At 63.2% G+C, this 19,689-nt stretch carries 17 protein-coding genes; 11 read left to right on the top strand and 6 right to left on the bottom strand.

Going from position 1 to position 19,689, the window contains the following annotated elements; genetic code table 11:
• Window positions 1–8 precede the first annotated feature (8 nt).
• The 3 genes from NP503_RS05760 (at window position 9) to NP503_RS05750 (ending at window position 1,750) form a co-directional block, all read left to right on the top strand.
• Window positions 9–890, top strand: coding sequence for a hypothetical protein (locus NP503_RS05760; RefSeq protein ID WP_127268449.1), 882 nt, complete (start codon window positions 9–11; stop codon window positions 888–890).
• Window positions 891–981: 91 nt separating this feature from the next.
• Complete coding sequence (locus NP503_RS05755) at window positions 982–1,350, top strand: hypothetical protein (protein WP_127268450.1); 369 nt, start codon at window positions 982–984, stop codon at window positions 1,348–1,350.
• A 184-nt stretch (window positions 1,351–1,534) separates the two neighbouring features.
• On the top strand, window positions 1,535–1,750 hold the full coding sequence (locus NP503_RS05750; RefSeq protein WP_127268451.1) for a hypothetical protein: 216 nt from the start codon (window positions 1,535–1,537) through the stop codon (window positions 1,748–1,750).
• Window positions 1,751–2,012: 262 nt separating this feature from the next.
• Here NP503_RS05750 and smc read toward each other — a convergent pair whose 3' ends face one another.
• The 3 genes from smc to NP503_RS05735 all read right to left on the bottom strand — a co-directional run bounded on the left by smc (window position 2,013) and on the right by NP503_RS05735 (window position 6,987).
• Window positions 2,013–5,474: a chromosome segregation protein SMC gene (gene smc, locus NP503_RS05745; protein ID WP_127270481.1), complete on the bottom strand. Its 3,462-nt coding sequence runs from the start codon at window positions 5,472–5,474 to the stop codon at window positions 2,013–2,015.
• Between the two features lie 105 nt (window positions 5,475–5,579).
• Complete coding sequence (locus NP503_RS05740) at window positions 5,580–6,323, bottom strand: DsbA family protein (RefSeq protein ID WP_127268828.1); 744 nt, start codon at window positions 6,321–6,323, stop codon at window positions 5,580–5,582.
• 163 nt (window positions 6,324–6,486) lie between these two features.
• Window positions 6,487–6,987 carry a DUF721 domain-containing protein gene (locus tag NP503_RS05735; RefSeq protein WP_127268827.1) on the bottom strand — a complete coding sequence of 167 codons (501 nt, stop codon included), beginning with the start codon at window positions 6,985–6,987 and terminating at the stop codon, window positions 6,487–6,489.
• A 53-nt stretch (window positions 6,988–7,040) separates the two neighbouring features.
• Between NP503_RS05735 and mutY the strand changes: the two genes are divergently transcribed.
• A complete protein-coding gene (mutY, locus tag NP503_RS05730) occupies window positions 7,041–8,237 on the top strand; it encodes an A/G-specific adenine glycosylase (protein WP_127268826.1) in 1,197 nt (398 codons plus the stop codon).
• Window positions 8,230–8,841, top strand: a complete 612-nt coding sequence (locus NP503_RS05725) for an HAD family phosphatase (protein ID WP_127268825.1) — start codon at window positions 8,230–8,232, stop codon at window positions 8,839–8,841. The genes mutY and NP503_RS05725 overlap by 8 nt, the downstream gene beginning before the upstream one ends.
• A gap of 66 nt (window positions 8,842–8,907) precedes the next feature.
• Here NP503_RS05725 and NP503_RS05720 read toward each other — a convergent pair whose 3' ends face one another.
• A complete protein-coding gene (locus NP503_RS05720) occupies window positions 8,908–10,041 on the bottom strand; it encodes a site-specific DNA-methyltransferase (protein ID WP_127268824.1) in 1,134 nt (377 codons plus the stop codon).
• Window positions 10,042–10,217: 176 nt separating this feature from the next.
• On the opposite strand from NP503_RS05720, the gene NP503_RS05715 reads away from it, so the two are divergent.
• On the top strand, window positions 10,218–10,904 hold the full coding sequence (locus NP503_RS05715) for an HAD family phosphatase (RefSeq protein WP_127268823.1): 687 nt from the start codon (window positions 10,218–10,220) through the stop codon (window positions 10,902–10,904).
• A gap of 42 nt (window positions 10,905–10,946) precedes the next feature.
• Here NP503_RS05715 and NP503_RS05710 read toward each other — a convergent pair whose 3' ends face one another.
• Window positions 10,947–11,678: a hypothetical protein gene (locus NP503_RS05710; protein ID WP_127270306.1), complete on the bottom strand. Its 732-nt coding sequence runs from the start codon at window positions 11,676–11,678 to the stop codon at window positions 10,947–10,949.
• 128 nt (window positions 11,679–11,806) lie between these two features.
• Between NP503_RS05710 and thrC the strand changes: the two genes are divergently transcribed.
• From thrC to NP503_RS05690, 4 genes are read left to right on the top strand one after another with little or no spacing between them, the layout of a single operon-like run.
• Complete coding sequence (thrC, locus tag NP503_RS05705; protein WP_127270308.1) at window positions 11,807–13,204, top strand: threonine synthase; 1,398 nt, start codon at window positions 11,807–11,809, stop codon at window positions 13,202–13,204.
• Window positions 13,205–13,218: 14 nt separating this feature from the next.
• Complete coding sequence (locus NP503_RS05700; RefSeq protein ID WP_127268574.1) at window positions 13,219–14,511, top strand: pitrilysin family protein; 1,293 nt, start codon at window positions 13,219–13,221, stop codon at window positions 14,509–14,511.
• Window positions 14,512–14,526: 15 nt separating this feature from the next.
• The gene (locus NP503_RS05695) at window positions 14,527–15,123 is read left to right on the top strand and encodes a GNAT family N-acetyltransferase (protein ID WP_127268573.1); all 597 of its coding nucleotides are present in this window, start codon (window positions 14,527–14,529) and stop codon (window positions 15,121–15,123) included.
• 3 nt (window positions 15,124–15,126) lie between these two features.
• Complete coding sequence (locus tag NP503_RS05690; RefSeq protein WP_127270311.1) at window positions 15,127–18,015, top strand: EAL domain-containing protein; 2,889 nt, start codon at window positions 15,127–15,129, stop codon at window positions 18,013–18,015.
• Between the two features lie 5 nt (window positions 18,016–18,020).
• Here NP503_RS05690 and NP503_RS05685 read toward each other — a convergent pair whose 3' ends face one another.
• Complete coding sequence (locus tag NP503_RS05685) at window positions 18,021–18,629, bottom strand: YqgE/AlgH family protein (protein ID WP_023808594.1); 609 nt, start codon at window positions 18,627–18,629, stop codon at window positions 18,021–18,023.
• A 170-nt stretch (window positions 18,630–18,799) separates the two neighbouring features.
• Here NP503_RS05685 and NP503_RS05680 point away from each other — a divergent pair, with 170 nt between their 5' ends.
• Window positions 18,800–19,606, top strand: a complete 807-nt coding sequence (locus tag NP503_RS05680; RefSeq protein ID WP_127270313.1) for a protein-disulfide reductase DsbD domain-containing protein — start codon at window positions 18,800–18,802, stop codon at window positions 19,604–19,606.
• The last annotated feature ends 83 nt before the right edge of the window (window positions 19,607–19,689 follow it).

The raw sequence follows: 19,689 nt of genomic DNA, 5'->3' as shown, positions 1-19,689 counted from the left end.
CACCATCGATGTCAAAGCCGCTTTCAGTCCTTCAACGTGCCACCAGGGCCGACGTTCGATCAGAGCCGTTTCCACACATCATCCTGCGCGACGCCCTTCCCCTCGATCTCTACCAGGAGTTGGCCGACACGTTTCCCGCTCCGGAAGCGCTCGAAATTGATACGCGCCGCAACAACACCAGATGGGACTATGAGGCCCACCGCGTTCGGTCGAACGAAGCTGTGCCGCAAATATGGCGCGATTTTATCGCCTACCACGTATCTCAAGCATTTTTCGACGAACTCGCCGACCTGTTCTACGACGATATTCACAAGCTTTACCCTGATTATTATCCCAATTATGAACGCCTCAAGAGTATGAAAGCGGGCATCAGGTTTAGTGACACCTATGCAACGCGCGACATACTGATGGATGCGATGCTCAGCGGGAACACGCCGGTAACCAATGCCGGATCGGTGCGGACAAGCCACATCGACAATGGCGACAAGCTATTTTCTGGCCTGTTTTATATGAGGCCGGAAGATTATGATGCCGTTGGCGGGGACCTGACAATTAGTCGTTTCAAGTCCAAATACGCCACGCTGAAAGCCAAAGCGACACTCTTCAATGATGCCTATGTCGACGACACCCATTTGGAATGCGTCGAAACAGTTAAATACGACAAGAACATTCTTGTATTGTTCATCAATTCGATTGAATCGGTCCACGGCGTCACAGTCCGCCAACCCACCAACAAATCCCGGCTTTTCGTCAACCTGGTTGGAGAAGTCGAAAAGCCATTCTACATCAAAGGAAAAAAGATACGGCCGCGCTATGTCCCGGCGCATCAAGACCAGGATGAGGCGGAACAGACCTGGCTGAAAAGGCTCAAGCAAAAATTGCGGCTTTGAAAGACAACGTCGTCGATCTGAGTTTCAGCCTGAACCGCCAATACCGAGCCGGTTTCGACCTTCGCGGCGGGCAGGCACAGATTGGAGCAGAATGAGACTTCATCCAGCCGCCGAACGGATTGCTTTTTTCAGCACGCTTGTCGCTGTTCTTGTCCTTGCACTGGTGCCTATACCCGGACTCGAGGAGTACGGGATCGATATCGGTTTCCATTACGACAAGCTGAATCACGCCAGCGCCTTTGCCGTCATGACTTTCCTTGGAGGGCTCGGCTGGCCTGATCGCAAGATCAGGCTGATCGTCTTCCTTGCAGTTGTTGGAGCGGCGATCGAGGTCCTCCAGGGCACGGCGCTGATACGACGTGATCTGGACGTGTCCGACTGGGTTGCCGATTGCGTCGGCATCGCGTGTGGCCTCGTGGCCGTGATCTGTGTGAACTGGATCTTGCGGCGCAGAGGTTGAGCCTGTTCTCAAGCCCTTTGTGCACGGGGCCGATAGCCAGAGGAGTTCGCCCCCGGCTCCATTGACTCGGCGAAATCGGATTGCAACGGTCCGATCCGAGAGTGGGCGGTTTTTTCTACCTTGGCCGGACAGATGAAGCTTCGGGCGCGGCACCCAGGAAGCGCGCCATCAGTATTGAGGGACGATGACGATCAAGATCAGGCTTCCGGGTGGCGTGTTGAAGGTCAAGCAACGTCATGAGTTGCGGCGACGGGAGCACAAGGGCGAAGTCCCGGTCTGGCAGTTTGGCAAATATTTCGTCATCTGGTGGCCCAGTACAATTCCCGATCGACCCTCCAAGAGCTCGAATACTGACGATGAGCTTGAAATGAACATTCCATCGACTGGAGAAAGCACGTAAGCTCTATGCATCATGGCTTTGCGAATCAGATTGCCGGGGGGCACACTGAAGGTGAAGACCTACCGCGAACTGCGTGATCGCGAGCGGGATCGCAGGGTGCCTGTGCTGAAACTGGGATCGCTCTATTTCGTCTGGTCCTCGGCCAAGCATCATTCGCACAGGCACAGTCCGCGGCCCTGACATTTTTTGCCGGGCGAAAACCGCTTGCACACTTTTCCTGAATTGCTCCGGAGCGGCCCCTTCGCAGGCAGCGCAATCTGGATCAGCTTGCCTCGCGCATCGCCTCGGCCGCCTGCAGGTCCACCGACACCAGTTGGCTGACGCCCTGCTCGGCCATGGTCACGCCGAACAGCCGGTTCATGCGCGCCATGGTGATGGGATTGTGGGTGATGATGACGAAACGCGTCTCGGTGGTGGCCGCCATCTCGTCCATGAGATTGCAGAAGCGTTCGACATTGTGGTCGTCGAGCGGCGCGTCGACTTCGTCGAGCACGCAGATCGGCGCCGGGTTGGTCAGGAACACCGCGAAGATCAGCGACATCGCCGTCAACGCCTGCTCGCCGCCGGACAGCAGCGTCATGGTCTGCGGCTTCTTGCCGGGCGGGCGGGCAAGAATTTCGAGGCCAGCCTCGAGCGGATCGTCGGATTCGATCAACTGCAATTCCGCCGTGCCGCCGCCGAACAGATGCGAGAACAGCCGCTGGAAATGGCCGTTGACGACCTCGAAGGCGGCCAGCAACCGCTCGCGACCTTCGCGGTTGAGGCTCTGGATCGCCTGCCTGAGCTTGCGGATCGCCTCGATGATGTCCTCGCGCTCGGAGACGATCGCCTCCAGCCGGTCGGATAGCTCCTTCTGCTCCTCCTCGGCGCGCAGGTTGACGGCGCCGAGCCGTTCGCGCTCGATCTTCAGCCTGTCGAGTTGACGCTCGATCTCGGCCATCTCAGGCATCGGGCTGTCGGCCTCCAGACCGGTGTGGCGGATGACCAGATGCGGCGGCGTGTTCAGCGTTTCCTGTATGCGCGCCTCGACCTCCAGCCGGCGCTCGTCGGCCGCCGTCAGCCGCTCTTCGGCGCGAACGCGGGTCTCGCGCGCCTCGGCCAGGAACTGGATGGCGCCGGTGGCGGCCTTGTCCAGTTCGGATTGCCGGTTCTCCGCTTCCTGCAGACGGTCGGCCGCCGCCTTGCGCAAGCTCTCGGCCTCGGTGAGCTGCGACAGCAAGGCACGCCGCTTGGCGTTGATTTCATCGGGAGCATCGGCCAGCCGCTCGCGTTCGGCCTCGGCCTCGGCCTTGCGTTCGCCGAGCGATGCGATCTGCGTCGAGGCGTTTTCGGCCCGCTCCAGCCAATTGCTGCGCTCGGCGCCAATGGCATCGAGCCGGCGCGCGCGCGCCTCGGCTTCGCGCCGAAGCCCCTCATGCACCGCGCGCGCATCGGCAAGCGCGGCGCGGTCGCGGGCGACATTGGCCGAGGACTGTTCGAGCTGCAATTGCAGATCGCCAAGATCGGGCGCGTCCTGCAGCAGCATTTCCGCCTCGGCGAAGGCGGCCGAAATCTCCTCATGGCTGTCGACGATGCGGGCGCGCGCTTCATCGAGTGCGGCGCGCCGGCTCTGCAATTCGCCGCCGGCCCTCTCGGCCTCGGCCAACGCATTGCGGGCAGCGTCCAGCCGATGCTGAGCGTCACGACCGGCCTGGCGCGTGTTGCGCTCGGCCTCGCTTGCCAGGCGGAGCGCCTGTTCAGCCTCTCCCAGCGCATCCTCGGCCTGGCGCAGGACGAGCGTCGCTTGTATCGCCTCGGCATCGAGCTCAGCCAGCCGGTTCTTCTGCGCCAGCCGTTGTGCTGCGGCGGTCGGCGCATCGGCGCTTGCGGTAAAGCCATCCCAGCGCCAGAGCGCGCCTTCACGGCTGACCAGCCGCTGGCCGGGAGCAAGCAGCGACTGCAACCGGCGGCCGTCGCCGGCGGCATCGACGATACCGATCTGCGCCAGGCGGCGGGCGAGCTGTGCCGGCGCGTGGACCACGCTGGCCAAGCTTTTAACGCCTTCCGGCAGAGCCGCGTCGCCGGGCTGGATCGCGCTTTCGCCCCAATGCACCGGCGCGCTGCGGTCAAGCGGCACGTCGAGGTCTTCGCCAAGGGCCGCACCCAGCGCCGTTTCGAAACCGCGATCGACGCTGATCTGCTCCAGCACGGCCGGGAAGAGATCGCCGCTGGCTGCATTCAGGATTTTGGCCAGCGTGCGCGCTTCGGTTTCGATCCGCGCCAGCTCGGCCCTGGCATCCTGAAGCGGTGGCCGGGCAGAACTTTCCGTGGCGCGGGCATCGATGACAGACTGCTCGGCCTCAGACACGGCAGCCTCGGCCTCCTCCAGCAGCGCCATGGCCTGTTCGACCAGCACCCGCTTCTCGGCCGGATCGGGCAGGCCAGCGACCTTGGAGAGTATCTCAGACAATTCCCGGTCGACATCGGCAAGCTGGCGCGCGAAGCGGTCGCGGCGTTCGGCGGTGTCGCGCAGCGTCCGTTCGATCTGGTTGCGCGAGGCGGCAGCCTCGGCCCGTTCGGCTGTCAGCGCGGCGAGCTTGGCTTCGCTTTGCGAAAGCGTCGACGCCGCCTGTTCGAACGCCGCACGGGTGGTGGCTTCGCGTTCGGCGGCGCCGGCATTTTCCGAATTGAGTGCCGCCTCTTCGGTGCGAAGGCGCTCGAGAATGTCCGCATTGTCGCGGACCATGCGCTCTTCACGTGCGATATCGCCGTCGAGCTGCTGTAGCCGGCGCTCGAGTTCGCTCTGACGGGCGCGGATGCGGCCGGCTTCCTCCTCGATCTGCGACTTGGCGATCGACAGGCGCTGGAAGGCAGCAGCGGCGGCGGCTTCCGCGTCGCGCAAATCCGGCAATCGGTGAGCACCGATACCTTGCTCCCTGGCGGCGGCCATCTGGGCCGCGGCGCGGTCGCCGACAAGGGCTGTCGCAACCGCCAGCGCCGAACGCGCCTCGCCTTCCTGGGTCTTGGCCAGCGTCCAGCGCAGATGCAACAGCGTCGCTTCGGCCTTGCGGATATCGGCCGACAGGTTCTTGAAGCGGGAGGCCTGGCGCGCCTGGCGCTTCAGGCTTTCGATCTGGCTTTCCAGCTCGCCGACGACGTCGTCCAGTCGTTCGAGGTTCTGCTCGGCCGCCTTCAGCCGCAGTTCTGCCTCGTGGCGGCGGGTGTGCAGGCCGGAAATGCCTGCTGCCTCTTCGAGCAGCGCGCGGCGTGCCTGCGGCTTGGCCTGGATCAGTTCGCCGATGCGGCCCTGACCGACCATCGACGGCGAACGCGCGCCGGTCGACTGGTCGGCGAACAGAAGCTGCACGTCCTTGGCGCGCGCCTCCTTGCCGTTGATACGGTAAAGCGAGCCGGCCTCACGCTCGATGCGGCGCGACACCTGCAATTCGTCGGCATCGTTGAAGGCAGCGGGCGCCGAGCGGTCACTGTTGTCGAGGAAAAGTGTGACTTCGGCGGTGTTGCGTGCCGGGCGCGTGCCCGAGCCGGAAAAGATGACGTCGTCCATGCCGGACGCGCGCATGTTCTTGTAGGAGCTTTCGCCCATCACCCAGCGCAGCGCCTCGACAAGGTTCGACTTGCCGCAGCCGTTCGGCCCGACAATGCCGGTCAGTCCGCGTTCGATGACGAACTCGCCGGGCTCGACGAAGGACTTGAAACCGAGGAGGCGAAGGCGCGAAAACTTCATTCGCGCCGCCCACTAAGCGGATTACCGTGGTTTTGCGATGAGAATTCGCGGCACGACCGGAAGCCGCGCACGCCGAAGCGCCGCCGCCTCAGGGCTGACTGGACGTCAGAGCAGAGGGTCGATGATGGCCGACATTTCCTCAATCGACATCGCCCCCTTGTAGGTCTTACCGTTGATGAAGAAGGTCGGTGTCGAGTCGACCTTGAATTCATTGGCGCCACGCTTCTGGACCGATCTCACATCGTCCAGAAGTTTCTGGTCCGTCAAGCAGGCCTCGAAGGACTCCTGTGTAAAACCGGCGAGCTTCGAGATTTGCAGCAGTGCATCCTTGGTGTTCTGAACGCCAGCCCAGTTCGCCTGCTGCCTGAACAGGACGTCGACCATAGGGTAGTAGTTGTCCTTGGCGCAGCGCGCCAGCATAAAACCGGCTTCGGCACTCGGATCGAACGGGAATTCGCGCAGGATGTAGCGCGCCTTGCCGGTGTCGATGTACTTGGTCTTCAGGTCCGGAAAGGTGGTCTCGGCGAAATGCGCGCAGTGCGGGCAGGTCATCGAGGCGTATTCGACGATGGTGACCTTGGCGTCGTCCTTGCCAAGCTGTTTGTCGGGCAGCGCACCCGGCTTCATCAGTTCCGCCATGTCCACGGTGCCCTGGGCTTCCGGCGCGGTGGCGGCGGCCGGCGTGGCCGGCGTCGCGGGGGCGGCCGGGGCCGCAGGTTTCACATCCGCGGCCTTCGCCTCCTCGCCAGAGTCGCTGCAGGCGGCGAGCAGGGCCACCGCCGGAATGGCGGCCAGCGAAGACAGGACGTTTCTGCGAGACAAGCTTTGGCCAAACGGGGGACGGTTCATACGAATCACCTGACAAGGGTTGGATTTTGCAATGCAAAGACACGAAAAGGCGAGAGTTGGCGCGAATTAAGGCATCTCGATCCCCAATCCAATCGCGAAACCTGACAAGGGCGATCACGAATGCGAGATAGTGACGACGAATCCATGACTTTCTTCAAGACGCCTATGATTTTCTCTCCCCAATAATGGTCGCGCCAAGTTTCTCCAACGAGGCGCGCAGTTCATCATTATCGACCAGGCCGACAGTTCCCGACAATTTCGTCTTCTCAGCCGCCGTCAGCGGCCTCAGGGCCGGTTTGCGCCTTCCTTTGTCGGTTGTCACCGGCTTCTGCAGGATCCTGATGCGATTGATGGCGGTGAAGCCGAGGAAGGCGTTGACCCGGTTGATGATCTCGCCCGTCTCGTGCTGCAGATGAAGTGCCGCCATGCCTTCGCAGGCAATGACCAGCACGGCCGGCTCGAACGGATCGTCCTCATGCATACGGCGCGGCCACTGGATTTTTTCGGGGCGCGAATGGCTGGCCAGCCGCGGGCCGGCGATCTCGTCCCATGACTGGACGAGGCCGATCGAAATGCCAGCCCGCTTGCGCAGCACCGGATCGAGGATCCTGGTCGCGAGATCGCTGACCGGGACGGGATTGCCGTAGGGCGTTCTGCCTGCCATGTACGTCCTCCAGCCAAGACCCCAGCAGATACCGGCCAGGCCGATACAGATCAATGGCACCAGCAGACCAGACCCGCAAGACCGTATCCTGGGATAGTGGCAAAGCCACATCCGGGGACAGCAGCAGAGCTGCATCCGGAGATAGCAGCAGAGCTGCATCCGGGCATATCGCGTCCCGCCTGCTAGGCTGGTACGACGTGCACCACCGTGAATTGCCGTGGCGCATCACGCCTCGTGAGCATGCGCGCGGCGTGCGGCCTGATCCCTACCGTATCTGGCTCTCCGAGGTCATGCTGCAGCAGACCACCGTCGAAGCGGTGAAGGCCTATTTCCGGATTTTCGTCGAGAAATGGCCCGATGTCGAGGCGCTGGCCGCGGCGCCTGCGGAGGACGTGATGAAGGCCTGGGCCGGGCTCGGCTACTACTCCCGCGCCCGCAATCTCAAGGCGTGTGCCGATCTTGTGGCCGCGCGTGGCGGCCGGTTTCCCGACACGGAAACGGCTTTGAGAGAACTGCCAGGCATCGGCGCCTATACGTCGGCGGCCATCACGGCGATTGCCTTCGACCGTCCCGCCGCCGTTGTCGACGGCAATGTCGAACGCGTCATCTCCCGGCTGTTTTCGATCGCAACCCCGCTCAGCGAAGCCAAGCCCGAAATCCGTGCCCATGTCGAGCGCATGGTGCCCGGGACAAGGCCTGGCGACTTCGCCCAGGCGATGATGGATCTCGGCGCCACCATCTGCACGCCACGCCGGCCGCGCTGCATGCTATGCCCGCTGCGCGAAGACTGCAGCGCGGTCGTTTCAGGCGATCCCGAGCACTTCCCGGTGCGCCTGCCCAAGGCCGACAAGCCGCAGCGGCACGGCGCGGCCTTTGTCGCCGTGCGGGCCGACGGCGCCATCCTTCTGCGCAAACGGGCGGAGAAGGGTTTGCTCGGCGGCATGACCGAGGTGCCGACGACGGGCTGGACCGCGCGGATCGATGGGGCGACCACGGAAGCGGCCGCGCCCTTTCCCGGCGACTGGCGGTATGCGGGCCGCATTGCGCATGTCTTCACGCATTTCGCTCTCCAACTCGAAGTCTTTCACGCTCACATCAAAGGTGATGCGCCAGACGGGCATTTCTGGTCGCTCGCTCACGAGATTTCCGGCGAGGCGCTGCCGACTGTCATGAAAAAGGCAATCGAGGCTGCGATACCCGGCGCGACGAAAAAGCCGTCGCCACACAGTGCAAAGAGGCCCCATGACTGAAATACGCCACATCGTTTTCGACATCGGCAGAGTGCTGATCCACTACGATCCCAACATTCCGTTCAGCCGCCTCATTCCGGATGCCGAAGAGAGAAAGTGGTTTTTCGACAATGTCTGCACGCATGATTGGAACATCGAGCAGGATCGCGGCCGCACCTGGGAAGAGGCCGAGGCGCTGCTGATCGCGGACCATCCCGATCACGCGGAAAACATCCGCGGGTTCCGCCGCCACTGGCACGAGATGGTTCCACATGCCTATGACGACAGTGTCGCCATCATGCTCGGTCTGATCGAGAGCGGCCACGACGTGACCATGCTGACCAACTTCGCCAGCGACACGCTGGCCGAAGCCCGCGAGCGCTTCGATTTCCTCAACCGCCCGCGCGGCGTCACCATCTCGGGCGAGATCGGCATGATCAAGCCGGATCGCGGCATCTACGATCACCACGTCGCCGCATTCGGCCTCGAACCGGCGGCCACGCTGTTCATCGATGACAGCCAGAAGAACGTCGATGGCGCGAAGGCGGCAGGCTGGCAGTCGGTGCTGTTCACCGATGCAGAGACGCTTCAAGCAGACCTCGAACGTCTCGGAATCAAGGCTTGATTTGAATCACTTCGCGCGATCCGTTGAGCCTTTGAATCAACGGCATTCGAAGCAATTGGCAGGGGTTCAGGCCCCTGCCCGCTCCATGCCGAGCCGCGCGATGCGGCGAAGCTCGTCGATCGGGGTCAGGCCACCGCTGCGCTCATAATGCCAGAAGGTCCAGCCGTTGCAGGCATCCAGCCCCTGCACTTCGGCGCCGATCTTGTGGATCGAACCGGCGCTGTCGCCGATCGCCACAGTACCGTCGGCGCGCACCTTGGCGGCCCAGCGCTTCTTGGCGTCGTAGAGCGTCGCACCCGGCATCATCAGGCCGGTGTCGATCAGGCTGACGAAAGCAACGCGCGGCTCGGCGCGCTTGCCGGTCAGCACGGTGAGATCGGCGCCATCCAGTGGCCGCACCGCGTCGATGCGCTCGTTGGCGGCGTCGATATAGGCCTGCTCGCGTTCGATGCCGACGAAATGGCGGCCGAGACGCTTGGCCACCGCGCCGGTGGTGCCGGAGCCGAAAAAGGGATCGAGCACGATGTCGCCCGGTTTGGTCGAGGCCATCATGATGCGGGCAAGCAGCGCTTCCGGCTTCTGCGTCGGGTGCAGCTTGTCGCCATTGTCGTTCTTCAGCCGCTCGCCGCCGGTGCAGATCGGAAACAGCCAGTCGGAGCGCATCTGGATATCGTCGTTGGACGCCTTCATCGCTTCGTAGTTGAAAGTGTACCCCTTGCCCTTCTGGTCGCGGGTGGCCCAGATCATCGTCTCATGCGCGTTCTGGAAGCGGCGGCCGCGGAAATTCGGCATCGGGTTGGTCTTGCGCCAGACCACGTCGTTGAGGATCCAGAAGCCGAGATCCTGCATCTTGGCGCCGACACGGAAGATGTTGTGATAGGAGCCGATGACCCAGATGGTGCCGTTGGGTTTCAGCACCCGGCGCGCCGCCAGCAGCCAGGCCCGCGTGAAAGCGTCATAGGCCTCGAAACTCTCGAACTGGTCCCATTCGTCATCGACGGCGTCGACCTTCGACTGGTCGGGGCGGTGCAGGTCGCCGTCGAGCTGCAGATTGTAGGGCGGATCGGCGAAGATGACGTCGATCGATTTTTCGGGCAGCCGGTCGAGCGCGGCGACGCAGTCGCCCTTGAGGATCGTGTCCAGCCATTCGGATTGCTGGGGGGCGTGGGATAGCTCGTCGAGAAGACGCACGGCAGACATTCTGACACCCAGGGCACGCGTTACTGTTTACTCCTGGTTATGGTTACCGATCAGCGTAAATATTCCGTGAAGGCCAAGGCACGGGTGGGGCGAATTTGCGAAGGCGGCCCTGTTGGTGTATGCCGCGCCGCCTGAGCCTTCCGAGGCCACTTCGCCCTCCCATTGTCCGGATCACCATGCCCCAGCCAGACCTTGTCATCTTCGATTGCGACGGCGTGCTCGTCGATTCCGAGATCATCGCCGCCCGTGTCGACGCCGAGCTTTTGACCTTGGCAGGATACGAGATATCGGCTGAGGAGATTTCGGAGAGCTATGCCGGCCTGACCTTCAAGGACATCATGCTGCGGGTCGAGGAAAAGTCCCGCATCCCCTTCCAGGCCTCTCTGATCGACAGGGAGGAACAATTGGTCGACCGCAAACTGCGCAGCGACGTCCGCGCCATCGATGGCGCGCGCGAGGCCGTTGCCGCGGTAACCGTGCCGCGCTGCGTCTGCTCGAATTCACGCTCCGAGCGGATCGAATTCATGCTGGAGAAGGTGCATCTTTTGCCGTTTTTCGCCGACCGGATTTTTTCGGCGATGGAAACACCGACCGGGAAAACGAAACCGGCGCCGGACGTGTTCCTGTTCGCGGCGGAGAAACTCAACGCCAACCCGGCAAACACTTTCGTCATCGAGGATTCCGTGCACGGCGTCCACGGCGCAAGGGCGGCGGGCATGCGGGTGATCGGCTTCACCGGAGCCGCCCACAGCTATCCCGGCCATGCCGACGCGCTCACCGAGGCCGGCGCCGAGACGGTGATCCGCCGCTGGGCGGAGCTGAAAAGCGTGATCGCGGCGCTGTCGGAGTGGTCGGACGCCTGAGAAGCGTGCGCCGCGACGCACGCCTCATGCAACTGCCGAGACCTAGTTCGTCGCGGCAGCCCTCTTGCGGCGGGTCTTCTTCGGCTTGTCGGCCGTTGCCTGATGCGCGGTTTCGTCATAGCCGGCAAAGGCCTGATAATCCTGCGCCGTCGGCTCGGGCACGACGACATTGGAATCGGTGAAGACGAACTGCGTGGCAACCGAAGGATCGGTGACCTGGACCTGATACTGGTGGAGCTGCGAGTAGAGGACCTCGGTGCCATGCATCACAGCCGTTCGGATCGGCATGGTGATCGTGCCTGGAGAAAACTTCGGTCCGGGGACAATCTTGCCGGCGACCGCAATCTTCATCGTCAGCTGGCCGTTGGCACGGCTGCAGTCGCGTGTCACGTCGCTGACCGACGCCTGGTAGATGATATTGGCCGATTCGTCGGGCGGAGTTGCAGCAGCGGCGTCAGCCTCGGCCTGGGCCGCGGCATCCTGCGCGGCGTCGCCGGTCTTCTTGATCCTGGGCTTGGGCTTCTGAGCTTCCCTGGAATAGGTGTTGAAGAAGGCCGTGCCGTCGCGCACCGTCACCCGGGGGCAATAGGCCTGCAACTGGCTGGCCAGTATCTTGGGATCCTGGGGCGGCGGTGGCGCCGTCGGGTCCTCCTTCTTGCCTATGCCGAGGTTCAGGATGCCATTGTCGCCCGATTGGCAGCCGGCGGCGGCAAGCATAAAGCCGGTGAGCGCAAGACCCGCCAAAAAGCGACCACTGAATGTACGAAACGCCATGAAACTGCACTTCCCTCTCGCAAAGCTGGTGACGTATATCAACCGCGCGGCAAAAATGCGACTGAGCCAGCGCAGAAATTAACCACCTTGCGGTGGATGGAAAAGCCAAGCAGTAACGGAATTGTGACATGCACTATGTGAGTACCCGCGGGGAAGCCCCCGTTCTCGGATTTTCCGACGCCGTGCTGGCCGGGCTGGCGCGCGACGGCGGGCTCTACGTGCCGCGCGAGTGGCCACAGTTTTCCGCCGCCGAGATCCGCGCCATGCGCGGCCTTGCCTATCCCGACCTTGCGATCCGCGTGCTGTCGCCGTTCCTTGGCGACGAAATCCCGGCCTCCGTTTTCGAGCGGCTGGTGCGCGAAGCCTATGCCACCTTCCGCCACGAGGCCGTCTGCCCGCTGGTGCAGACCGGCCCCAACACCTTCATCCTGGAACTTTTCCACGGGCCGACGCTCGCCTTCAAGGACGTGGCGATGCAGCTTCTGGCCCGGCTGATGGACCATGTGCTTGCCGAACGCGACCAGCACGCCACCATCGTCGGCGCCACCTCGGGCGATACCGGCGGGGCGGCCATCGATGCCTTTGCCGGTCGCAGCCGGACCGACATCTTCATCCTTTTCCCGCACGGCCGCGTCTCGCCGGTGCAGCAGCGGCAGATGACGACGTCGACGGCTGCAAACGTCCATGCGCTGGCGATCGAAGGCAATTTCGACGATTGCCAGGGACTGCTCAAGGACATGTTCAACGATCACGGCTTCCGCGACCGGGTTGCGCTTTCGGGCGTCAATTCGATCAACTGGGCCCGGATCATGGCCCAGATCGTCTATTATTTCTCCTCGGCGCTGTCGCTCGGCGCGCCGGACAGGCCGGTCTCCTTCACCGTGCCGACCGGCAATTTCGGCGATATCTTCGCCGGCTACGCCGCCAAGAAGATGGGCTTGCCGATCGAGCGGCTGGTCATCGCCACCAACGACAACGACATTCTGGCGCGCACCTTTTCGACCGGCGAATACCGCACCAAGGGCGTCTTTGCGACCACGTCGCCGTCGATGGATATCCAGGTGTCGTCCAATTTCGAACGCCTGCTGTTCGAGGCCTCCAGCCGTGACGCGGCGACCGTGCGGCGCTACATGGACGGTCTGAAGCAGTCCGGCGCTTTCACCATCGAACCCCAGCAAATCGCCGGGATGCGGTCGGAATTCGACGCCGGCCGGGCTGATATGGACGAGGTCGCCGCCACCATCCGCTCGACGCTCGCGGCCAGCAACTATCTGCTCGATCCGCACACCGCGGCAGCTGTACATGTCGCTGCGGGCAAGGCGTCAGGCGCCGTCCCGATGGTGGTGCTGGGTACCGCACACCCGGCAAAATTCCCGGCCGCCGTCGAAGCCGCCAGCGGCGTGTCGCCCGCACTGCCCGCATGGCTAGGTGGGTTGATGACATCGGAGGAAAAATACACGGTACTTCCCTCCGACCTGAAAATGGTGGAAGATTATGTCGGCCGCCGCGCGCGGGCGGCGCGTTAAGGAGTACTAGCCATATGGGTGTTGAGGTAAGCCGTCTGTCGAACGGCCTGACAGTCGCCACCGAAACCCTTCAAAGCATCGAATCGGTTGCCCTTGGTGCCTGGGTCAAGTCGGGTGCCCGCAATGAACGTGAGGACGAGCATGGCATGGCCCATCTGCTCGAGCACATGGCGTTCAAGGGCACGAAAAGGCGGAGCGCCTTCGAAATCGCCTCGGAGATCGAGGACGTTGGCGGCGAGATCAACGCCGCCACCAGCGTCGAAACCACTTCCTACTATGCCAGGGTGCTCTCCGACGACGTGCCGCTGGCCGTCGACATTCTTGCCGACATCCTGCAGGAGTCCGAATTCGACCCGCAGGAACTCGAGCGCGAACAGCATGTGATCCTGCAGGAGATCGGCGCCGCGCACGACACCCCCGACGACATCGTCTTCGACCGCTTCACGGAAACCGCCTATCGCCATCAGACGATTGGACGCTCCATTCTCGGCACGCCCGAAACGGTCAAATCCTTCACCTCCAAGCAACTCCACGACTTCATCGAGCGGCAATATGGCGCCGAGCGCATGGTGATTGTCGCCGCCGGCGACATCAAGCATGACAATTTCGTGCGCGAGGTCGAAAAGCAGCTCGGCGGCTTCCGCAGCAAGGCCGACAGCACCATCCCGCAATATGCGCAATATGTCGGCGGCGATTTTCGCGAGGACCGCGACCTGATGGACGCGCAGATCGTGCTGGGGTTCGAAGGCCGGGCCTATCATGTGCGCGACTTCTATGCCTCGCAGGTGCTCTCGATGATCCTCGGCGGTGGCATGTCGTCGCGCCTGTTCCAGGAGGTCCGCGAGAAGCGCGGCCTGTGTTATTCGGTCTATGCCTTCCATTGGGGCTTTTCCGACACCGGCGTCTTCGGCGTCCATGCCGCGACCGGCCAGAGCGACATCGCCGAACTGGTGCCTGTCATTATCGACGAACTGCAGAAGGCCGGCGAGAAAATCCTGCAGGAAGAACTCGACCGGGCGCGCGCCCAATATCGCGCCGGACTGATCATGTCAGCCGAAAGCCCGGCCAGCCGCGCTTCGCAGATCGCACGGCAACTGCTCCTGTTCGGCCGGCCGATCGCCAAGGAGGAACTGATGGAACGGCTGTCGGCGCTGACGGTCGAGCGGCTGACCGATCTATCGTCGCGTTTGTTCTCGACCAAGCCGACGCTTACCGCTGTCGGGCCTGTGGGCACACTGGCGCCATACGAGGCGATCCTCGAATCGCTCGCAGGCACGCAGACCGCGGCCCGTAAGCTCGCCGTCTAAGCCCCTCGAAGCGTCGTGTTCGCGCTCCCTTTCTTTCGCCGCGACCTGCCGGCGCTGAAAGGCGACCGCGTCACGCTGCGCGTGCCGTTCACCAACGACTACCGCGAGTGGGCGGTGGTGCGTGGCGAAAGCCGCGCCTTCCTCGAACCCTGGGAGCCACGCTGGACTCCCGATGAACTCGACCGCAACGCATGGCGGCTGCGCATCAGCCGCTACCGCGAAGATTATGCGCAAGGAACCGCGATCGCCTTCTTCATCTTCGAGAAGAGCAGCGGCAAGCTTGCCGGCGGCATCACGCTCGGCAACATACGCCATGGCGTCTCGCAAAGCGGCCATGTCGGCTACTGGATCGGCGAGCGCTTCGGCGGCCGCGGCCTGATGACCGACGCGGTCAAGGTGGTGGCCCGCTTCGCCTTCGATACGCTGAGGTTGCACCGGATCGAAGCGGCCTGTATTCCCGACAACATCAGGTCGATCCGCGTGCTTGAAAAAGCCGGATTTCGGCGCGAAGGACTGCTGCGATCCTACCTCAGGATCAACGGCATCTGGCAGGACCACTACCTCTACGCCCGGATCGCGGACGATCCGCCGGGCGTTGGAACGAAGGACTGATTTTTGACGAATTTCCTGCGAAACGGGTCGCTGTTCGCCTTTGTCCTCGCGACACTCCTGACGCTGTGGGCGGCATCGTCGGCCTTCGCCGTGGAGCCGATCAAGATCGCCCGCGACGACGTCGCGCTCGACCTTTCCGGCGCCGTCGAGATCTACCGGAACCAGGGCGAGAATTTCCAGGTGTCGACCGCGCCGGGTCCGGACGGTATCGTGCGGCGCATCGAGGTTGAGGCCAATGATGCCCGTTCGACCGGCGACTGGGCGGTGTTCGCGCTCGCCAACACCACCGACCAGCAACTCGACCGGCTGATCGTCGCACCCCATTTCCGCCTGGTGAATTCCGGCATCTTCTGGCCGGATCTCGGCTCGACCCGCATCGCCGCCATCACGCCCAGCGAAGGCTTCGCGCTCGACCGCCAGACCAGCCCCGATGCCGACGTTTTCCGGGTGACGCTGAACCCCGGCACGGTGATCACCTTCATCGCCGAACTGGCCTCGCCGAAGCTGCCGCAGGTCTACCTCTGGGATCCGGAATCCTACAAGGACTCGGTCAATTCCTACACGCTGTTTCGCGGCATCGTCATCGGTATCGCAGGCTTGCTGGCGCTGTTCCTCACCATTCTTTTCGTGGTCAAGGGAACCTCGATGTTCCCCGCGACCGCCGCGCTTGCCTGGGCGGTACTGGCCTATATCTGTGTCGATTTCGGCTTCCTCAACAAGGTCATCGAGATCTCGCCCGGCAATGAGCAGATGTGGCGGGCGGGAACGGAGGTGGCGCTGGCTGGAACCTTCGTGGTGTTCCTGTTCGCCTATCTCAACCTCAACCGATGGCACGGCCATTTCAGCTACGGCGCACTGGTCTGGATTCTCGGGCTGGTGCTGATCGCCGGGGTCGCGATCGTCGATCCGGCGGTTGCCGCCGGCATCGCCAGGCTGTCCTTCGCCGCAACCGCACTGACCGGGCTTGGCCTGATCATCTTCCTCGGCATACGCGGCTACGACCGTGCCATCATGCTGGTGCCCAGTTGGGTCATGGTGCTGTTGTGGCTATGCGGATCGTGGATGGCGATCACCGGCATGCTCGACAACGACATTGCCCAGCCGGCCCTGGGCGGCGGGCTGATCCTGATCATCCTTCTGATCGGCTTCACAGTGATGCAGCACGCCTTTGCCGGCGGCGCCCTGCACCAGGGCCTGTTCTCCGACCTCGAGCGGCAGGCGCTGGCGGTGGCCGGATCGGGCGACACGGTCTGGGATTGGGACGTGCTGCGCGACCGCGTCGTCACCAAGCCCGATGTCAGCATCCAGCTCGGCCTGGCACCGAACAGCCTTGGCGGCGCGGCCCGCAACTGGCTGCCGGTGCTGCATGCCGACGACCGCGACACGTTCCGCACGACGCTCGACGTGGTGCTCGAACACCGGCGCGGCCGGGTGTCGCAGAATTTCCGCCTGCGCGGCGCCGACGGCCACTATCACTGGTTTTCACTGCGCGCACGCCCGGTCATCGGCTCGGACGGCGAAGTCATCCGCTGCGTCGGCACCATGGTCGACGTGACTGAGCAGAAAAAGTCCGAGGAAAGGCTGCTGCACGACGCCGTGCACGACAATCTGACCGGCCTGCCGAACCGTGAACTTTTGATGAACCGGCTGGAAGCGATCATCTCGATCGCGCGCACCGAAGAGAAGGTGCGGCCGACCGTCTTCGTCATCGACATCGACCGTTTCAAGCAGGTCAATGACGGGCTCGGCATCTCGGCCGGCGATACCATCCTCTTGACCATCGCGCGCCGCCTGCACCGGCTGCTCAAGCCGAAGGATTCGCTGTCGCGCTTTGCCGGCGACCAGTTCGCTTTGATGCTGCTGTCCGAACAAGACCCGGCCCGCATCGCTGCGGTCGCTGATGCCATAAAGCATGCCATCAACAACCCGATCACCTTCGCCAAGCGCGAGATCGTGCTGACCGCGTCGATTGGGCTGATCACCTGGAATTCGCCGCAGATGTCGGCCGAGGACATGGTCAAGGATGCCGAGCTTGCCATGCACCAGGCCAAGCGCTTCGGCGGCGACAGGATCGAGCCGTTCCGTCCGGCTTTCCGCACTGTCGGCACCGACAGGCTGCAATTCGAATCCGACCTGCGCCGCGCCATCGAGCGGCGCGAATTCACGCTTGCCTACCAGCCGATCGTGCGGCTCGAGGACGGCAGTGTCGCCGGCTTCGAGGCGCTGCTGCGCTGGGACCACCCGCGCCGCGGCATGATCCCGCCGGCGGATTTCATCCCGGTAGCCGAAAGCTGCGGTCTTATCGTGCAGCTCGGCCTGTTTGCCATGCAGCAGGCGGCGGAAGATCTCGCCAGCTGGCAAAAACAGATCGGCGACGCGCCGCTGTCGGTCTCGGTCAATTTGTCCAGCCGCCAGTTGATCCGCCGCGACCTGGTCAGCGACGTCCGCTCGGTCATCGCGCGGGCCAATCTGAAGCCGCGCTGCTTCCGGCTGGAGCTCACCGAATCGCTTGTCATGGACAATCCCGAGCAGACCGCCCATGTGCTGACCAAGCTGAAGCAGCTCGGCATCGGCCTGTCGCTGGACGATTTCGGCACCGGCTACTCCTCACTGGCCTACCTGACGCGTTTCCCCTTCGACACCATCAAGATCGACAAGAGCTTCGTCGACGACAACACGCCCAAGCGCGCGGTGCTGCTGAAATCGATGGTCAACATGGCGCATGAGCTCGGCCTGTCCGTCGTCGCCGAGGGCATTTCGGACGAAAGCGATGCGCTGGAACTGCGTCAGATGGGCTGCGAATATGTGCAGAGCTTCATGTTCGGCGCCCCGATGCCGGGCGACCAGGTGCTGAAGACGCTAAAAGAGCAGTATCCGCTGACGCAAGCGTGAGCGGATCAGGCGTGCCCGGCCGCCAGGCTGAGATGCGCAAGGTCGATACCGATCGAGGCGAGGATCCGGTCGTATTTGCGCTCGATATCGGTGTCGAACAGAAGCTCGGCATTGGCCGGACAGGTCAGCCAGCCATTTTCGGCGATCTCGGTCTCCAGTTGGCCGGCGCCCCAGCCGGAATAGCCGAGCGCCATCAGCGCATGACGAGGCCCGCGGCCGGACGATATGGCGCGCAATATGTCGACGGTCGCCGTCAGGCAGATGTCGTCGGAAACGGTCAGCGACGATTCCACCCGATAGTCTCCCGAATGCAGGACGAAGCCCCGGCTGCGGTCCACGGGGCCGCCATTGCGCACGACGAAATCGCGGGCCTGAGCCGGCAATCGGATCGCCTCCTGCTCGTTCATGATGCCCAGTTGCACGAGCAAGTCCGGAAACAGCATCTGCTGCGTCTGGTTGATGATCAGGCCCATGGCGCCTTCATCGGAATGTGCGCAGACATAGATGACCGAGCGCGTGAAACGGTCGTCCTTCATGCCGGGCATGGCAATCAGGAACTGATCGTCGAGAAAGCCGCGACTGGCGACCGTCTTCTTGTGGCGCAACAAGTCCATGAAGGGAGCGTAACGCGTTTCCAAAGCGCCGAAAAGATGCGCCGTGCTGGATTCGACCAAAGCTTGTGGCGGCGGCTCGAACATTCTTCTCCCTCGAAGTCACGCAAATATGATACCGGCAAGGCCATGAAATCATTGCGCGGCCACGAACGGACGATCAAATCACCGCCATGCGAAGCTTGAAAATCCTGCTGCTCGGCGCCGCCATCGGATCGGCAACCGCTCTTCCCGCCGCCGCCTCCTCATCGGCGTGGTACAACAGCGAAGGCGGCAAGGTCCGGCTGGTGACCTCAGGCAAAGCCGACGACACCGGCCGCATCCAGGGCGTTCTCGACATAGCGCTCAAGCCCGGCTGGAAGACATATTGGCGCGATCCGGGCGACGCGGGCGTGCCACCGCAACTCGACATTTCAGCCAGCACCAACATCGCCGACGCAGCGCTATCGTTTCCGGCGCCGCAGCGCCATGACGACGGCTATGGCAAATGGGCAGGCTACAACTATCCGGTTTCTCTGCCGGTGACATTCACGCTGGCGGCGCCGAACCAGCCGGCGTTGATCGATGCCGACATCTTTCTCGGCATCTGCGAAACGATCTGCATTCCGGTGCAGACGCGGCTGACCGTCGACCCCGCCTCCGATCCGGACAATGCCGAGGACGCAGCGCTGGTGAAGGCGAGTTTCGCGGCGCTACCAGCGCCCGCGAGGTCCGATTTCGGCATCGCTGTGCTGCCGGGCGACCACGAGACGCTGATTGTCGAAGCGAGCTTTCCCGGCGATCCGGAGGCGGCGGATTTCTTCGTCGCCGGCGAGCGGGACTACATGTTCGGCACCCCTGCCCGCAGCGAAAAGGACGGCAAGCTGATCTTCACCGTGCCGATCCTCGATCGCCCCTCGACGACGCCGACCGATGGCGGGCTTCACTATACGCTGACGAGTTCGGCGGGCGCGGTCGAAGGGGTTCTGCCTTTCCCTTGATCCAGCCCACCCCAACGGTTGCAGGAAGCCGTCGGGTTCGCTAGGCAAAGACACGTCCTTCCCCATTTTCCCAAGCGAGGAAT

This window comes from Mesorhizobium sp. SEMIA396, from assembly GCF_024518615.1.
Classification (GTDB): domain Bacteria; phylum Pseudomonadota; class Alphaproteobacteria; order Rhizobiales; family Rhizobiaceae; genus Mesorhizobium.
The sequence above is the reverse complement of the archived record's forward strand: the minus strand, read 5'-3'. Positions and strand labels throughout refer to the sequence as shown.

What these genes read in the sequence shown, in the direction of transcription:
- NP503_RS05760 (WP_127268449.1), top strand. Translation starts at nt 9, where the DNA reads ATGTCAAAGCCGCTTTCAGTCCTTCAACGTGCCACCAGGGCCGACGTT.
- NP503_RS05755 (WP_127268450.1), top strand. Translation starts at nt 982, where the DNA reads ATGAGACTTCATCCAGCCGCCGAACGGATTGCTTTTTTCAGCACGCTT.
- NP503_RS05750 (WP_127268451.1), top strand. Translation starts at nt 1,535, where the DNA reads ATGACGATCAAGATCAGGCTTCCGGGTGGCGTGTTGAAGGTCAAGCAA.
- smc (WP_127270481.1), bottom strand. Translation starts at nt 5,474, where the DNA reads ATGAAGTTTTCGCGCCTTCGCCTCCTCGGTTTCAAGTCCTTCGTCGAG.
- NP503_RS05740 (WP_127268828.1), bottom strand. Translation starts at nt 6,323, where the DNA reads ATGAACCGTCCCCCGTTTGGCCAAAGCTTGTCTCGCAGAAACGTCCTG.
- NP503_RS05735 (WP_127268827.1), bottom strand. Translation starts at nt 6,987, where the DNA reads ATGGCAGGCAGAACGCCCTACGGCAATCCCGTCCCGGTCAGCGATCTC.
- mutY (WP_127268826.1), top strand. Translation starts at nt 7,041, where the DNA reads ATGGCACCAGCAGACCAGACCCGCAAGACCGTATCCTGGGATAGTGGC.
- NP503_RS05725 (WP_127268825.1), top strand. Translation starts at nt 8,230, where the DNA reads ATGACTGAAATACGCCACATCGTTTTCGACATCGGCAGAGTGCTGATC.
- NP503_RS05720 (WP_127268824.1), bottom strand. Translation starts at nt 10,041, where the DNA reads ATGTCTGCCGTGCGTCTTCTCGACGAGCTATCCCACGCCCCCCAGCAA.
- NP503_RS05715 (WP_127268823.1), top strand. Translation starts at nt 10,218, where the DNA reads ATGCCCCAGCCAGACCTTGTCATCTTCGATTGCGACGGCGTGCTCGTC.
- NP503_RS05710 (WP_127270306.1), bottom strand. Translation starts at nt 11,678, where the DNA reads ATGGCGTTTCGTACATTCAGTGGTCGCTTTTTGGCGGGTCTTGCGCTC.
- thrC (WP_127270308.1), top strand. Translation starts at nt 11,807, where the DNA reads ATGCACTATGTGAGTACCCGCGGGGAAGCCCCCGTTCTCGGATTTTCC.
- NP503_RS05700 (WP_127268574.1), top strand. Translation starts at nt 13,219, where the DNA reads ATGGGTGTTGAGGTAAGCCGTCTGTCGAACGGCCTGACAGTCGCCACC.
- NP503_RS05685 (WP_023808594.1), bottom strand. Translation starts at nt 18,629, where the DNA reads ATGGACTTGTTGCGCCACAAGAAGACGGTCGCCAGTCGCGGCTTTCTC.
- NP503_RS05680 (WP_127270313.1), top strand. Translation starts at nt 18,800, where the DNA reads ATGCGAAGCTTGAAAATCCTGCTGCTCGGCGCCGCCATCGGATCGGCA.